Source organism: Helicobacter sp. MIT 01-3238, from assembly GCF_003364135.1.
GTDB lineage: Bacteria > Campylobacterota > Campylobacteria > Campylobacterales > Helicobacteraceae > Helicobacter_B.
Genome location: NZ_NXLN01000040.1, coordinates 1 through 15,645, shown reverse-complemented (window position 1 = coordinate 15,645; position 15,645 = coordinate 1). Strand labels below are relative to the sequence as shown.

18 protein-coding genes are annotated in these 15,645 nt (G+C 40.8%); 10 read left to right on the top strand and 8 right to left on the bottom strand.

The genetic code is table 11. The features are described 5' to 3' along the window. From CQA40_RS10335 to CQA40_RS10320, 4 genes are all read left to right on the top strand, one after another. A partial coding sequence (locus CQA40_RS10335) for a pentapeptide repeat-containing protein (RefSeq protein WP_115520754.1) occupies positions 1–1,403 on the top strand: 1,403 nt, incomplete at its 5' end. Positions 1,404–1,413: 10 nt separating this feature from the next. Continuing rightward, positions 1,414–1,866, top strand: a complete 453-nt coding sequence (locus tag CQA40_RS10330; protein ID WP_115520753.1) for a hypothetical protein — start codon at positions 1,414–1,416, stop codon at positions 1,864–1,866. Positions 1,867–1,902: 36 nt separating this feature from the next. Then, positions 1,903–2,751 (top strand): tetratricopeptide repeat protein, encoded by an 849-nt coding sequence (locus tag CQA40_RS11455; RefSeq protein ID WP_220271919.1) that lies wholly within the window; start codon positions 1,903–1,905, stop codon positions 2,749–2,751. A 97-nt stretch (positions 2,752–2,848) separates the two neighbouring features. After that, entirely contained in the window at positions 2,849–3,544 is a 696-nt protein-coding gene (locus tag CQA40_RS10320) for a tetratricopeptide repeat protein (RefSeq protein WP_115520752.1), read from the top strand. Here the strand turns inward: CQA40_RS10320 and CQA40_RS10315 are convergent. From CQA40_RS10315 to CQA40_RS10290, 8 genes are all read right to left on the bottom strand, one after another. Then, complete coding sequence (locus CQA40_RS10315; protein ID WP_115520751.1) at positions 3,541–3,819, bottom strand: hypothetical protein; 279 nt, start codon at positions 3,817–3,819, stop codon at positions 3,541–3,543. The two genes, CQA40_RS10320 and CQA40_RS10315, sit on opposite strands and share 4 nt — an antisense overlap. A 226-nt stretch (positions 3,820–4,045) precedes the next feature. After that, complete coding sequence (locus CQA40_RS10925) at positions 4,046–4,258, bottom strand: hypothetical protein (protein WP_147290206.1); 213 nt, start codon at positions 4,256–4,258, stop codon at positions 4,046–4,048. Positions 4,259–4,342: 84 nt separating this feature from the next. Further along, entirely contained in the window at positions 4,343–4,504 is a 162-nt protein-coding gene (locus tag CQA40_RS11335) for a hypothetical protein (protein WP_181882928.1), read from the bottom strand. Between the two features lie 122 nt (positions 4,505–4,626). Next, positions 4,627–5,493 (bottom strand): MotE family protein, encoded by an 867-nt coding sequence (locus tag CQA40_RS10310; RefSeq protein WP_115520750.1) that lies wholly within the window; start codon positions 5,491–5,493, stop codon positions 4,627–4,629. Next, complete coding sequence (locus tag CQA40_RS10305) at positions 5,490–5,921, bottom strand: flagellar export protein FliJ (protein ID WP_115520749.1); 432 nt, start codon at positions 5,919–5,921, stop codon at positions 5,490–5,492. Before CQA40_RS10305 ends, CQA40_RS10310 begins: the two co-directional genes overlap by 4 nt. A gap of 102 nt (positions 5,922–6,023) precedes the next feature. Continuing rightward, the gene (locus CQA40_RS10300; protein ID WP_115520748.1) at positions 6,024–7,235 is read right to left on the bottom strand and encodes an adenylosuccinate synthase; all 1,212 of its coding nucleotides are present in this window, start codon (positions 7,233–7,235) and stop codon (positions 6,024–6,026) included. A gap of 231 nt (positions 7,236–7,466) precedes the next feature. After that, positions 7,467–8,315 carry an ATP phosphoribosyltransferase regulatory subunit gene (locus CQA40_RS10295; protein WP_181882927.1) on the bottom strand — a complete coding sequence of 283 codons (849 nt, stop codon included), beginning with the start codon at positions 8,313–8,315 and terminating at the stop codon, positions 7,467–7,469. A 151-nt stretch (positions 8,316–8,466) separates the two neighbouring features. Beyond that, positions 8,467–9,396, bottom strand: coding sequence for a ribose-phosphate pyrophosphokinase (locus CQA40_RS10290; protein WP_115520746.1), 930 nt, complete (start codon positions 9,394–9,396; stop codon positions 8,467–8,469). Between the two features lie 81 nt (positions 9,397–9,477). Here CQA40_RS10290 and CQA40_RS11330 point away from each other — a divergent pair, with 81 nt between their 5' ends. The 6 genes from CQA40_RS11330 to CQA40_RS10265 all read left to right on the top strand — a co-directional run. Next, entirely contained in the window at positions 9,478–9,642 is a 165-nt protein-coding gene (locus tag CQA40_RS11330) for a hypothetical protein (protein WP_181882926.1), read from the top strand. A 151-nt stretch (positions 9,643–9,793) separates the two neighbouring features. After that, on the top strand, positions 9,794–10,744 hold the full coding sequence (locus tag CQA40_RS10285) for a hypothetical protein (protein ID WP_115520745.1): 951 nt from the start codon (positions 9,794–9,796) through the stop codon (positions 10,742–10,744). Positions 10,745–10,825: 81 nt separating this feature from the next. After that, on the top strand, positions 10,826–11,827 hold the full coding sequence (locus CQA40_RS10280) for a chemotaxis protein (RefSeq protein WP_115520744.1): 1,002 nt from the start codon (positions 10,826–10,828) through the stop codon (positions 11,825–11,827). A 305-nt stretch (positions 11,828–12,132) separates the two neighbouring features. Next, on the top strand, positions 12,133–14,580 hold the full coding sequence (locus tag CQA40_RS10275; protein WP_115520743.1) for a chemotaxis protein CheW: 2,448 nt from the start codon (positions 12,133–12,135) through the stop codon (positions 14,578–14,580). Position 14,581: 1 nt separating this feature from the next. Continuing rightward, the gene (locus CQA40_RS10270) at positions 14,582–15,088 is read left to right on the top strand and encodes a chemotaxis protein CheW (RefSeq protein WP_023928091.1); all 507 of its coding nucleotides are present in this window, start codon (positions 14,582–14,584) and stop codon (positions 15,086–15,088) included. Between the two features lie 316 nt (positions 15,089–15,404). After that, positions 15,405–15,645: DeoR family transcriptional regulator (locus CQA40_RS10265; protein ID WP_258864551.1), on the top strand; the 241-nt coding region annotated here is incomplete at its 3' end.

Here is a 15,645-nt window from a genome sequence, read left to right as displayed (position 1 = left end):
TGCCTAAACAACAAATCTATGAGAATCTGCACTTTGATTTTGCAAAAGATAAACTCATACTTACCATAAAGCAAGGAAAGTCATTTGTCTTTGAAAATGCTTTGGATAACGCGTATAAGCAGTGGCTAGAGGAGGGAAAGCTAAAAGATGAGCTAGAAAAACTTATAAAGAAGCAAGGCAATAAATATATTATCTACAAGCCTTTAGAAATATGCACTGAAAATACCAATGATACAGAATCTAGAAAATCCACACAAGAATCTGGCGAGTGCAACAAAGAATCTAAACGCAAAATTATCTATTTGCAAGATGGGCTATCGTTTAAAAATTGTGTATTTAACGCTGAAGTGTATTTTAATTATATTGTGTTTGCTTCGCAAGATTCCAAAGAATCTACACAACCTCTGCGCCTAGACTTTCAGCATTGCAAATTTCATAAAAGAGTATATTTCACAAATTGTGAATTTAATGGCAATGTGTTTTTTAACCACGCGGTTTTTGAGAAATACGCAGATTTCCACGAGAGTATATTTAATGGCGTAGTGTCATTTTATAATGCAGAGTTTAAATCCGCTCCAAACTTCTCTACTTGTGTTTTCCAAAACCTCCAAGCCACAAACTTTATCAATGTAAAAATAGATGATATAGATTTTGGCAAGATTCTCTACTTCATAGCTGAACGCATAAACGATGACACTTATAAAAAAGAAGTAAAATCGCTAAAAGAAAAATATTCGCAAAAATTACAAGAAAGCAAAGAAAATCAATACAAAATAGATAAAAAATATAAAGAGGATAAAAAGGAAATAACCAAAGAGCATAGAATCCGCTATGCAAGCAATGCACGCGATTCATTTCGCACGATAAAAAATGTGCTTATTGCAAATAATAATTTGCTAGACGCTTGCGCTTGGCATAAGTTGGAGCTATATGCCAAAGAGCACGAAATAGATTTGAAAGCCCCTAACCGTTTTAGCAAAGAGTGGATTGAGGGGATACAGCTTTGCTTTTATCGCCATACTTCAGCGCACCATACGGATTTGCTAAAGATTCTCTCTTGGTTTGTTGTATTGGTGGGTGGATTTGCGGTCGCGCTATTTGCCACAAATAATTTATGCAATGTGGGGGAAATATTCTCTCTAATTGTATTTATTGTATTGACTATTGCTACCTACAAAAAAGATTTTTTCGGAATTTGGACTTTTATAAATGTCATATTTTTCTTGGCATTATTGGCTTGTAATCCAAAATATATCTTTGGTGTGGCAAATCTCTTTGGGAATGACAAATGCCAAAGCGATTGGTTTCTTAACTTGATTTTATCGCTTTATAGCATTGCCTTTATCCTAGTGATTTTCTCTCTACAAAAAACCGCGCGTAAAAATTCCATAATCCCAAACTAAAGGAATAGAAATGACAAATATTGATAAAGAAAAAGTGTTAGCGCATTTACATTTGATGCAAAAAGACATAGAGCAGATAAAGCGCATAATAAGTGGCAGTGAAATAAAAGAGCCACCACGCATATCACAACCACACCCAACACCACAACCACCCACACAACCTCCACTACCACCACAAACGCCAATAGGTGTCCTAGTGAGAAGCAGGCTAAAAAATACCTTAGAGCAAAGGCGGTGGAGCGAGCAGGAGTTTTATAACTTTTTTGATAAAAGTTATTCAAAAATTATGTTTGATATAAACTATCCGCTGCTTAGCTTTGATAGATATGACCATAATGGGAATCCACGCTACTACAAACATACTATTTTTGTAAATGGCAAAGAGTGCTACTTGTGCAGTGAATGGTTTAAACATAGTAGAGAAATGGTTTTGGATTTTCTTAAGCAGTATGAAAATCTCTAAACAAACTTTATAAAAAATCTAAAAAGGAGTAAGACAATGAAAAGATTGGTGCTAATGTTTGGTATTTTGGTAGGTGTGGCAAATGCAGAAACAAATGCAGAAATTGCTAAGTTAATTATGGGATGCAATATAGAAGGCAACGAACAAGCGTGTAAATCTTTAATTGATAGTGGCCTTATCGGAGAGGCTTATGAATGTGATAAAAGAGGAATGTGTTTTCTTGGTGGCAGTGCCAATCAAATCATTGGCAATAAAGACAGAGCAATACCATATCTTGAAAAACTAATTAGCCTAAATGATTCTCAAAGAAAGCAAGATTTTATGTTTATAGCGATGACTGCTCTTGGCGTAAATGAAAAAGATGCATTAGAATTCCAAGAAGGTGCATATATAGATTTATTGGAATATTATACAAATAATCAAATGCCTGAAAAACTTGGGGCATATGCTGCCTCTGCTTGTATGCAAACAACAAATAAACAAACTTTAAGTTTTGCTTGCGGTATTTTAGTTCAGCTTTTTTATATGGCGGAAAAATATCACGATGCTTTTTATTATGCTAAAAAAGGGTGTGAAACGAATGTAAAAAGAGAGGAAGCATACAAAGCTGATGTCTCTCAAGGTAATTGCCTTGTTTTAGGCGCGCTATATGAACAAGGCAAAGGTGTGCGCCAAGACTATGCAAAAGCTGCCGAGTATTACAAAAAGGGGTGTGATTTGGGATATGCTCTGCCGTGTGAAAGATTAGGAGTATTGTATATGCTAGGAAAAGGAGTGCCTAGAAATCGCTCAAGTGCAAAAAGGCTGTTTGGCAAAGCCTGTGATTTTGGCAGTCAAGAAGCGTGCAATCAATACAGAGAGCTGAACCAAGCAGGAGTGCAGTAGCGACAAAGCCATAAAATCTAAAAATAATCTAGCTCTTAAAAATCTGTAAAAAAGATACAAATAAACACAACAATAAAGAAATAAAGAGGTGGGCAAGATGACAAAAACAACCCTAGCAAAATCAATGCTTCATTTCGTGTTTGGATTTTGTATATGTGCTTGTGTCCTAAAAGCCGTAGCGATAAACGATGAGGAGTGGAGGGCAGCTTATAGTCTCTGCACGCAAGATAAGCAAGCGCAAGCCTGCTTACTACTCATAGAGCAGGGGCTAGATAGCATAGATGAGTGTGAGGAAGCGTGCAATGAAATAGGGACCATCTATAATAATGTAGGAAGTGATGCGGGCAAGATAATCGCACTCAAATACTACGCAAAAGCCGCACTAAAAGGCAATGTGCTAAGCGCGTATAATATAGGGCTTATGTTTTATGGGCAAAAGATGTATAAGGAAGCTAGGGAGTATTTCTCACTTGCGTGCGATAGAGGATTTGCCCGAGCGTGCAACAATCTGGGTGTGCTATATCGTGGTGGGCTTGGCGTAGCGCAAGACTTGGCAAAGGCAAAATCCCTCTATGCAAAGGCGTGCAATGATAGAGAGCCACTAGGCTGCTACAATTTAGCATTTATGTATGCCTTTGGCATAGGGGTAAATCAAAACATACCGCTAGCAAGGAGCTACTTTGGCAAGGCGTGTGATTTGGGAAGCGCGGAATCTTGCGAGATAAATGCTGACACGCTACAAAGAGAGGATTTGCAAAGATTTGAGAAAGAGGATAGGGGGTTTGAGATTTAGGGGGATTTGTGGTAATTTTTGGTGGTTTTTGGGTTTTTTGTGGGGTTTTGAGGTTTTTGTGTTTTTTTGTGCGTGGTTTTTTGTTTTTGTTTTTGGGTGATTTGCGCGTATTTGTGGTTTTGGGTGCGTTTGTGGATTTGGGTGCGCTTGTAACCGTTTGGCTTTTTGCGTGTTTGAGGGCTTGTGTGCGTTTTTTGTGATTTTGGTTTGTGCGATTTTTGGCTTGACTTGCATAAAATACAATTTTTGTCATACTTAAGCCAAATACTTGTCATACTTAAGCGAGCGCGAAATATCTCAATGCAAATTTGTCATATTGAGCTTTTGCAAAAAGCGAAATATCTCTAGATTCTACTAGCCCATTTTTTGTTGTCGCATTGAGCGAAATATCTCAAAGAATCATATAGGATTGCAAAACTGCAGATTTGCAAAATCTATTTGGAATCTTTCTTTAGACACTTCGGTTTGTGCCAAACCTAGGTATGACAAGCGGAGTTTGCTTTAGATACTTCGGGCTACGCCCCCAGTATGACAAGGGATTGCAGTATGGCAATTTAAGAAGTTTGTTTGAGATACTTTGCTTTGCTTAAGATGACGAGGGATTGTAGTATGGCAAATGCCTTGACTTGTGGGGAAACTTCCTAAAGCCCCCTCCCTTTGCGGAGGGGGTTTGGGGGTGGGTAAGTCTTTCGTCATTGAGCGTTGATTTTGCATTATGTGCTGACTTTGCGTCATTGCGAGAATCGCGTAGCAAATTCGTGGCAATCCAAATGAAACATTATGGCAGAGAATGGATTACTACGCATTTGGAATATAATATTCCAAATGCTCGCAATGATGATTGTTTTTGTTGATTATCGCAAAAATCATTGCGGATTTTCTCGCAATGACGAATGATTTGAGATACTTCGGGTTGTGTGTTTGGGTATGATAAGGGGGTAGATTTAAGATTTTTTGCATAATGTGCTTAATACTTAAATTTGGAATGTATCCAACACTTTAAAGTTATGCAAGTCAAATACTTAAATATGCAAGCCCAATATTATGCAAGATGTATGGGGCTCTGTATGATAGATTTGCTTTTAAAAACCGCCGTTTTCTTGGAATTTTAGCTGTGCTTTTTCATCTGCTTGTTCATCTTGTGGATTTTGTCCGGGGACTTGGCTAGTGGGCTCTTTTTTGTCCTCTTTTTTCTTGTAGGGCGGTCCTTTTGCGATGACTTTGGTTAGCTCTGCAGCTCGCTTAGCGTCCATTTTGGCAAGGATTTTGGAGGCTTCGCTAGGCGTGAGTGCGGTGAGAATCTCTGCTGCCTCATCATCATCTAGCTCGGCAAGTATGGGCGCGGCTTTGGAGTCTTTCATACCAGAGAAAGTCTTTGCTACCTTTGAAGCGGAGGTGGTCTGTATTTGCTGCAAAATCTCCTCGTTTTTTGCGATTAGTTCCTCTATGGACTTTTTTTGGGCTGCGACTTTGTCTAGGGCTTGCTTTTGTCTTGCTTGTGCTTCTTTGATTTTGGCTTGGAGGGCTTGCTCTTGGAGCTTTAGCTGGGCTTGCTTTTGCTCGATTAGATTTTGTGTGGCGTTGCGATAGACTTCGAGATTTTGCATTTTTTCGTTTAGCTCTCTTAGAGAGTCTTTTATCTCGCCTTTTCGTGCTTCAAATATCGCATTGCACTGCAAAATCTCATTTGCATTTTGGGTGTTTTGCGTATTTTTCGCGTTTGGCGTGCTTTGGGGTGCTGATAGGATAGGCTGATGAAGTGCTAGCAAAAACGCCAGCAACAACAAAAGAGCTATTTTGCTATTTGTGGGGCTTGCTTTTGCGACACTTTTTGCAAGGCTTGCTTTTGTGAAACTCTTTGTAGCGAAACTCTTTGTAGCGAAATTCTCTGTGGCGTGGTTTGCTATGCTTGCTTTTGTATGGCTTGCTGTGGCAAATATGCTTGTCATATCATTTCCTTTTGTATGGGGTTGTTATAAAGTAGTAGGGCGATTTCATCGAGGTTTTTGGATTCTGCTCTTTTTAGCTCGGATATGATTTTTTCTTTCTCTCGCTCTTGTATGTGCTTGTATTTTTCGTATTCTATGTAAATGATTCTGCGCTGTTCTTGGAGGGATTTTAGCTCGGCTTTGAGAGTGGATATGTGCGTGCGATGCGTGTCTATGTCGTTGATTAGGGATTTTTTTTGTGCGTTTGTTTTGAGGAAAAGGGAGAAATCTCCCTCTTTTGGGTAGATGACTTGAGAGAGGGCGATTTGGAGTTCATCGATTTTGGCATATTGCGCGGCGATTTGGTTGTTTGTGCGGAGTATTTCTAGCTCTTTTGCTTCAAGCCGCTTTTTTTGTGCTAGCACAAGCGCGTCAAATGGAGTTTTCATCTCGCTCCTTTATTTTGATTCTAAACCAATGCAAAAATCCCAAACAATCAAAAGAAAATCAAAAATCAACAACCCAAAAATCAATAACCATTGTAGCACATTTTAGCGATAAATGCTTTTGCTACGGTCTGCACCTGTGGATATGATAGAGATTTTCACACCGACTAATTTTTCTAGAGCGTTTATGTAGCTTTGCGCGTTTGGCTCTAGCTCATCGTATTTTGTGGTATTTGCGCTACTCTTCCACCCCGCGTAAGTCTCATAGATAGGCTTTGTGTTATCCAAATCGCTTGGGACATAGTCGATTTTTTGTCCTCTGTATTCATAGCCTACGCAGACTTTGACTTCCTCAAATCCATCAAGCACATCTAGCTTCATCAGTGCGAGTTCATCGCAGCCGTTTAGATTGCAAGCGTATCTTGCAGCTACCGCGTCAAACCACCCACACCGCCTAGCTCTGCCCGTAGTCGTGCCAAACTCCGCGCCCTTTTTTCGCAAAAGCTCGCCTATCTCGCCAAACTCCTCGCTAGGAAATGCGCCATTTCCCACGCGCGTGCAGTAAGCCTTGCAAATGCCGATGACTTTTTGCACTGCCTTTGGTGGCAAGCCACTTCCACTGCAAGCACCAGAAGCAATCGTTGTAGAGCTAGTTACAAACGGATAAGTCCCGTGGTCAATATCTAGCATACTGCCTTGTGCGCCCTCAAGCAAAATCTTTTGCCCATTTTTTTGCGCTTGCCAAAGCATACTTGCAGTATCAGCGATAAATGGCAAAATCTTATGCGCGGTGTGCTTTAGTAGCTTCATAATGGATTTTGTCTGTCTATCCTCCAAATCTTTGCGTTCCAAAATGCGCGACTCTAGCGCGTCCAAATCGTGCAAATCACACATTCTAATGCCGATTCTGCCGACTTTGTCGCAGTAGGTGGGTCCTATGCCTTTGCCTGTCGTGCCTATGGCGGTTTTGGACTCTGCTTCGCTCATAATGTCGCGCTCTTGATGAAAAGGCAAAATCAAATGCGCTCTATCAGAGATAAACAATCTCCCTTGCAAATCGCCAAATTGCTCTATCTCATCTAGCAGTGCTTGCAAGTCGATAACCACGCCATTGCCGATGATATTTTTGCAATGCGGAGTAATCACGCCTGATGGGATTAGGTGCAGGGCGTATTTTTTCTCGCCCACGACAATAGTGTGTCCAGCATTGTGCCCGCCTTGATAGCGCACGACAAAGTCATAATCTTTTGCGAGGGCATCGACTATTTTGCCTTTGCCTTCATCGCCCCATTGGATTCCTACGATTAAATCTGCCATTTACTCTCCTTAAGAAAATTCACCTTTGGGTATTCATTTGTGCAATCCTTTTGCCCTGCTTCACTGCGGCGTATGTCTAATACGCCTAATTCGCAGGACAAAACGATTACACAAAGCAACACCGCGTAAGGCTAGAATTTAGATTTTATTTAGTTTATGTTTTTGCCATTGTAAAAGGTTTGGGCTTTGTTTCAAGGTAAAAATCTAGCAACCACAAAACCCTAGCTAGTTTTAATTGCCTTTTAGGATTTTAGCTATGACATTGTCTTCATAGATTCCTACACCTCCGCAAAGGCAATCTTGGATTTTATACTTCCCTCCCAAAAACAGAATACTATTTTGTGAAAACCCCTTATACACAATGTCATCATAATACGCTACCATTGTGCGCTCTAGCGGGGAAATAAGCGTGCGAGGATACTCACAAGACTTCGCTTTATCAAGCAATCTTTCACACTCTAGCTTCAAAAACATCGGTGCATTTGCCGTGTAGCTTGCCAAATCCTCTATGCTAGAAATGCGCACAACATCTTGCATAAAAGGAGCTTTTTTGACAATCTCTTCTAGGCAAAGTGAGCTAAAAGATTCTAGGCTTTGCTCCATTTCTGCAAGGCATAGCTGCAAGATTTTAGTGTTGCTTATTTGCAAGTGGGATTGTAGCGAGAATTTATCCAAAATCTGCAAACACAGCCCGATAACTTGCGTGAAATTGCTAGGATTTAGGCACTCTGCGCCGATTTGGTAAATCTCATTTGTAGGGTAGCTAAACACAGGCTGGATATAAAACCATTTTTGGTGGTTTATCGCTCTGCCTAGCCGTTTGGTAAGGATTCTTATCGTGTCAATCGTAGAATCATAGCGCAAAGAAATTTGATGATTGTTTTGGCTATTTAGGCGGATAATGCGCCTATCGCCGATATTTTGCTGATGTTCAAAGTAAGAAAAATAAGGCGTAACGATTTCCTCAAATCCGTTGTTGCTAAACACTTCGCAAGCATAAGATTCTAGCTCACGCTTGATTCGCGCTGACTTGCCAAAGTAGAGTTTTGTGCCCTCTGGGATTTCGTGCTCAAAAATCACTTGTCTTTCCTTTTTTGTATTTTGCTTTGTATATTTTGCTTTTGTGTAGTTGAAAATGGCGATAAAAATGGTGCGTAGATTTTATCACAAGGCATAAAAACTACTAGCACACAATCAAAACATAAAACACCAAACTAACACAAGCCAAAAACTATATAAATAGTGAATTTACACTTTCGTTGTGGTAGATTCTCCTTACCACTTCTGCAAATAGTGGTGCGACATTTAGGCTTGTGATTTTATCACATTTTTTTGCCAAAGGTATGGAATTGCTAACGACTACTTCATCTAGCTCGCTTTGCTCTATGCGCTCTATTGCTCCACCACTCAAAATAGGGTGTGTGCCAAGTGCTATGACTGAAACCGCCCCTTTTTCTTTGAGTGCTTTTGCTGCCTTACACATAGTCCCTGCGGTGTCTATCATATCATCGACTAATATGACATTTTTGCCCTCTACATCGCCTATGATATTCATCACTTCACTTTCATTAGCCCTCTCCCTGCGCTTATCTACTATGACTAACTCACAGCCTAGTCGCTTGGCAAAGTAGCGTGCTCTAGGCACACCACCGACATCTGGACTAGCGATGATTGGGTTTTCAAACCTTTTGCCTCGCACATAGTCATAAAACGCGATTGAGCCGTAGAGATTGTCCACAGGAATGTCAAAAAATCCTTGAATCTGCCCCGCGTGCAAATCCATAGTGATGACTCTATCAATGCCTGCTGTTTGCATAAGATTTGCTACGAGCTTGGCAGTGATAGGCACTCTTGGGGCGGCTTTTCTATCTTGTCTGGCATAGCCAAAGTAAGGAATCACTGCGGTAATAGAGCTAGCCGAGCTTCGCTTAAAGGCATCGCTCATTATTAGCAATTCCATAAGGTTGTCATTTGTCGGTGGGCAAGTAGGCTGAATGATAAACACATCTTTGCCACGCACAGATTCATTTATCTGCACGCTTATTTCGCCATCACTAAAGCGATTTATACTGATTGATGAAAGCATCACATCAAGGTGCTTGGCAAACTCTGTGCTAAACTCCGCGTGGGCATTGCCACTAAAAATCTTAAAACCGCGCATTTTGCTTAAGCCTTTTGAAGTAGGGTAGGGAATCAAAATCTAAAAAAATCCAAAAAATTAAGCCCTAATTATAGGAAAAATTTGACTAAAATTTTATGTCTTTTTGGCAAATTTGTGAATTTTTGGCGACTTTTTGGCTACAATGCAAAAACTTCGGCAAAAACTCTAGCGATAACTTTAGAGTATAAAAGACTTCAAAGACTAGGGCTTAAAGATTTTGGTAGCGTTTGCAAAGAGAATCATTAAAATAGAATTATTTAGGGTAAAAAATGGATGAGAATTTTTTGATATGTCTTTTGCTTTTGGCTTGCGCTTTTGTGCTTGGCTCAAAGCATTTTGATGACCACCGCTAAAAAAGCAAAAATTAGGGCAGTCTTAAGGGGAGAGTATAGCGATTATGTATCACACAGATAAAATGCTTTTTGACAAAATGCTTTTGTGTGGCAAGCTAAAGCGCGGTGCGGTGTTTATCGCGGATTCTCATTATCGTGGCGGTGGGGATTGTGGGGGGGGTTTATCTAGCCTAGACTTTGCGGCAAAATCTAACATAGAATCTAGCTCCAAAAATAGCGTAGAATCCGCACTTGATTTAAAAAAAGACACCAAAAAAATAGATACCAAAGCAAGCACGGATTTGCACTTGCTAGAAGTGCTAGATTCTTTTATTTCTTTGCCACCGCACGATTTGCCGCCTCAAGTGTTTTTGATGGGTGATATTGCGGATTTGTTTATCGGGCATATTCCTAGCTCACTTCGCTCCAATCGTATTTTGGTTGAAAAAATAAACGCCCTTAGCCAAAAATGTGAGGTGTTTTATTTCGAGGGAAATCACGATTTTGGCATTGATTCTAGTATTTTGCCAAATGTGAAAATCTATCCGCGTTTTTTGCAACCTGCTTTGTTTGACTTTGATGGGCAAATCTACGCGCTTGCACACGGCGATATTTTCATCGGCAATAGCTATGAAATCTACATAAAAGCGATGAATTCCGCGCTGACTTTAAGCGCGCTAAAGCTACTTGACATTTGTAGCTTTGGGAAAATCTATGACTTTGCAAATGCCAAAGTAAATGTCAAGAAAATTCATCATTTAGAATTTTCAAAAGATAGCTTTTGCTCTTTTGCAAAAAGGCGCGTTGAATGCTATGTAAATGCTATTGCAAAATCTAGCAAGATTTGCGTTGGCAAGAGTGAGGGCACTAGCCAAAAAATCCGAATACGCGGGATTATAGAGGGACATTTTCACATAGGGCAAAAAATTAGCCAAAGTTTTGGGAAATTTGGCGATATTGAATATATTTCTTTACCCTCTTTTTATTGTCAAAGAGAGATTTTTACGCTTTTGTAGCGATTGGGCTATAAACATTTGGCAAAAACTTGGTAAAATTTTGGACAAGAATTTTACTTAAAATATCTTGGAGAAAGCACAATGGCAAACACAATCAGCGCGACACAATTAGAAGCGTTTAATGAAATCGCACTTTTGGATTTTAGAATCTTTGAGGAGAGGGAGGGGCAAAGATATGAGGGGATTTATGGTATAAATGTCGCAAAAGTGCAGTCTGTAATGGAGCGTCCAACAGAGATTTTTGATGCACCGGGTAGCCCTGATTATGTGCTTGGGCTGTTTGATTTGCGTGGTGTGATTATCCCTGTGGTGGATTTGTCAAAATGGCTTAATATCAAGCCAGCTAGCGAAATCCCTGCAAATTGGTGCATTTCTTGTAGAAATTCTGCCATAACTGCTTCTACGGAGTCAAAATGCCAAAAAATCATCATCACAGAATTTAACAACATACAGATAGGATTCATCGTAGATGCTGTCAAACTTATCCGCCGTATAAATTGGCGCAATGTCGAGCCAGCACACTTCAGTATCTCTAGCACCGCAGAGCGCGGGCGCGTAACGGGAACTACGCGCATAGAGGACGGATACACGCTTTTGATTTTGGATTTGGAGAGTATCATTGATGAGCTAGATTTCTATGAGCGCAAAGCTGATGACATTATCGAGATAATGGAAGACCAAGAGAAATTTAGCGGAATTGCGCTTGTGCTAGATGATAGTAGTGTGGCTAGAAAGCGCGTAGTGCAAAACCTAAAAGCTATGGGATTTGACATAGTCGAAGCCATTGACGGAGAGGACGGCAAAGAAAAAATCGAGCTACTCTTTAGGCAGTATGGCAATAGCCTAAATGAACATCTAAAAATCATTGTCTCTGATATAGAAATGCCAAAGGTTGATGGATTTCACTTCGCTAATATCGTAAAAAACGATACGAGATTTTCTAAAATCCCTATCGTGTTTAACTCCTCTATTTGCGACCAAAATACTATGGAAAAGGGCAATATCGTAGGGGCTGATGGCTATATAGTGAAGTTTGAGCCAGAGCATTTCTATGAGGAGATAAAAAAGGTGCTATCTCCTTAAAGGGATTTTGTTGAAAGGATTTTGCTTTGTAAATCTTTGCAAAAGGTTTTAAAATAGCAAAAAAATCGTGGGATAAAAACGATTATAAAGAAACCTTGAAAATGAGAAGCTACTAAGCATCAAGTAGCAAAAGCAAAAAAGGCAAGCAAAGGCAAATCTTAAATAATGAGTTGTAAGCCTTTTATCGTAGTTTTTATCGTAGTTTATGTAGGTTTTTATTTTTTTTTGGTAGAATACGCCAAACCAAGCCAAGTAACAAAGGCTAAACCCAATAGAAGCCAAACCCAAACAAAGTGAGGTATAGTATGGATGATATGCAAGAGATAATGGAAGACTTCCTAATCGAAGCCTTTGAAATGGTAGAACAGCTCGACCAAGACCTTGTGGAACTAGAATCAAATCCAGAGGATTTAGAGCTACTAAATCGTATTTTCCGTGTAGCGCACACGATAAAAGGCTCTAGCTCGTTTTTGAATTTTGACATTCTTACCAAGCTTACTCACAATATGGAAGATGTCCTAAACAAAGCAAGGCGCGGGGAGTTAAAGATTACCCCTGATGTGATGGATGTGGTGCTTGTCTCTATTGATATGATGAAAGCCCTCTTGCAAGCGATACGAGACTCGGGCACAGATGCAAATGCAGGGATTGACATCACTGATATTGTCAAAAAGCTCCAAGCTATCTCACAAGGTGGAGCAGCCCCAGAGGGTGGCGAAGCTGCTGCAGCTCCTGCACCCACACCAGCTACTGAGTCTACACCACCAGCAAGCGCAGAATCTGCACAGCCAGCAGCTCCAGCAGCTGATGCGAGTAATCCACTTGCCGATGAGCCAGATAAAGACTACTCTAATATGAGTAGCGAGGAAGTCGAAGCAGAAATCGCTAGACTTCTACAAAAACGCCAAGAAGCAGACAAACAGCTTCGAGCGCAAAAACGCGCTAGCGGACAAACCGAGCAAGTCCAAGCACCAACAGCCCCAGCTGCTAGTGCCACAGCACCTAAGCCAGCCGCTCCAGCTACGCCAGCCGCGACAAAACCAGCCGCTACACCCAAGCCTGCAGCAAAACCAGCTGCCGCAGCAGCAAAAACAGAAGCCAAAAGCGTAGCGACAAATGTCGAGCAAACCGTTCGCGTAGATGTCCGCAGGCTTGACTTGCTTATGAACTTGCTAGGCGAGCTTGTGCTTGGCAAAAATAGACTTATCAAAATCTATGGCGATGTCGAGGAGAGATATGACGGAGAGAAATTTTTAGAAGAGCTAAACCAAGTCGTATCCTCTATTTCTAGTGTAACTACGGATTTGCAACTAGCTGTGATGAAAACAAGAATGCAGCCCGTAGGCAAAGTGTTTAACAAATTCCCAAGAATGGTTAGAGATTTATCGCGTGATTTGAAGAAAAACATTGAGCTAGTCATCACAGGGGAAGAAACCGAGCTAGATAAATCTGTCGTAGAGGAGATAGGCGACCCGCTTATTCACATTATCCGCAACTCTTGCGACCACGGCGTAGAATCTCCAGAGGATAGAAAAGCAGCAGGCAAGCCAGAGCAGGGTAGAGTGGATTTGAAAGCCTACAATGAGGGCAATCATATCGTAATCGAAGTAGTCGATGACGGTAAAGGGCTAGATGTCGATGTGCTAAAGCAAAAGGCTATCGAAAAAGGCGTGATAAGCGAAAAAGAAGCCGACACGATGAGCGACAAAGAAGCGTTTAATATCATCTTTAAACCCGGATTTTCTACTGCCAAAGTCGTATCTAATGTATCAGGTCGTGGCGTGGGAATGGATGTGGTAAAAACCAATGTCGAAAAGCTAAATGGTATCATAGAGATTGATTCTGAAAAGGGCGTGGGCTCGGCTTTCAAGCTAAAGATTCCACTTACCCTTGCGATTTTGCAAGCACTGCTGGTAGGGGCGCAAGAGGAATACTATGCTATACCGCTATCATCTGTCAAAGAGACAGTGCGAATCACCCAAGATGAAATCTATACCGTAGATGGCAAGAGCGTGCTAAGATTGCGCGATGAGGTGCTTTCTCTCGTGCGCTTGACAGATATTTTTGGTGTGGATTCTGTGCTAGAGTCGCCAAATGAAGTCTATGTCGTAATCATCGCACTTGCCGAGCAAAAAATCGGCGTGATTGTGGATTATCTAATCGGGCAAGAGGAAGTGGTCATCAAGTCTTTGGGCTACTATCTAAAAAGCACGCAAGGCATAGCAGGAGCGACTGTGCGGGGAGATGGGCGTATCACGCTGATTGTCGATGTGGCTGCGATGATGGATATGGCAAAAGATGTCAAAGTAAATATCACAAGCAAAACAGAAGAAAGTCAGCAATCAAGGGTGAAAAACTCGCCATCTGACTACATAGTCCTAGCTATTGATGATAGCAACACCGATAGAGCGATAATGAAAAAATGCCTAAAGACTTTGGGTGTAACTGTGCTAGAAGCAAGCAATGGCTTGGAGGGACTAGAGATTGTCAAAAACAATGAAAAAGCCCTAGACGCCGTGCTTGTAGATATAGAGATGCCAAAAATGGACGGCTATACTTTCGCTAGCGAAGTGCGCAAGTATAATAAGTTTAAAAACTTGCCACTTATTGCCGTTACAAGTAGGACTAGCAAGACCGATAGAATGCGTGGCGTAGAATCAGGTATGACAGAATACATAACCAAGCCCTACACACCAGACTATCTAGTCAATGTCGTAAAACGCAATATCCACCTTGAAACGACAGGAGAATAAAATGAGCGACAATATAAAAGAAGTCCTAGAAAAGCAAATAAGCTCGGTAAGCATAGGCGATAGCAACAACGCCGAGCCAGAGGAAGTCCTACAAGTCATCGGCTTTGTCGTGGGAAATGAGGAATTTGCCGTGCCCATTCTCAATGTCAAAGAAATCATCAAACCCACAGAATTTACGCGCGTGCCGGGCACGCCAAACTATGTGCTAGGTGTGTTTAATATGCGCGGAAATGTCTATCCGCTTATCGACTTGCGACTAAAGTTTGGGCTACCAGCGATAAAGCAGGACAAAGACACGCGCTATCTCATCGTGCAGAGAAATGATGATTTTGCAGGATTTGTCATCGACAAGCTCACTGCGGCTATCACGCTATCACGCTCCGAAATCGACCCTGTGCCAGAGACTTTGGTAAATTCTCAAGGTGGAATGATAGACGGAGTAGGCAAGCGAGAAGACAGGCTTATCACTATCCTAAAGGTAGATGTGCTACTAAAAAAGGATTTTTAGATTTTGCTAGGCTTGGAGGGGTTGGCGTAGCAAAAATTTAGTTTTTTTTAATTATCAAAATCCTATAATTCATATATTCTCGCAAAAGATTTTTTATCCTCAGCGCAGATGATTGTGCAGATAAAATCATTTTCACATAAGCCTTGCCCAATGAAGCAACAATGCAAAAATACCGCAAAATAACATAAACTAGAAAAAATCCATACAAAAAAACTACACAAAAACATATAACAAGATTCTTGCAAAAACCCAAACACTATACATAGTCAAAATCAAAAATAAAATCCCTACAAAAACCAAAACAAGGCTTTAAAACTTGAAAACACCTACAAAAAATGCAAAAGAGACAAAAATCACAAAAAATCAAAAATGCACAAAAGACAACACTGCCACCAGAATCATCATAATCCTAAAAAATCTTTATGACGGAGCGGTTATCAGTGTTGAGGAGCTAGCTAGTGAGTTTAGCACTTCTGTTCGCACTATTCAGCGAGATTTGCAAACTATCGCTAGACATCTCCCGCTTCAGCACCAAGGCGGAGTTTATGAGATAGACG